Origin of the sequence: Staphylococcus simulans (assembly GCF_002902285.1) — a bacterium.
In the GTDB taxonomy this organism is placed as follows: domain Bacteria; phylum Bacillota; class Bacilli; order Staphylococcales; family Staphylococcaceae; genus Staphylococcus; species Staphylococcus simulans.
This window is the reverse complement of sequence record NZ_PPRU01000087.1, coordinates 1-243: the sequence shown is the minus strand read 5'-3', so window position 1 is coordinate 243 and position 243 is coordinate 1. Positions and strand designations below refer to the sequence as shown.

Annotated in this window: 1 rRNA gene; it reads left to right on the top strand. The window is 49.8% G+C overall.

Annotated features, from left to right (window positions below):
- Positions 1-243 (top strand): 23S ribosomal RNA (locus tag CD112_RS13415); the annotation flags it as partial.

Below are 243 nucleotides of genomic sequence, written 5' to 3'. Positions count from 1 at the left end.
GGGTCCTAAGTCGAGGCCGACAGGCGTAGACGATGGATAACAGGTTGATATTCCTGTACCACCATTTATCGTTTTAAGCGATGGGGGGGACACAGTAGGATAGGCGAAGCGTGCTGTTGGAGTGCACGTCTAAGCAGTGAGACTGAATGGTAGGTAAATCCGCCATTCTCAAGGTTGAGCTGTGATGGGGAGAGGAAACATGTTTTCCTCGAGTCGTTGATTTCACACTGTCGAGAAAAGCCT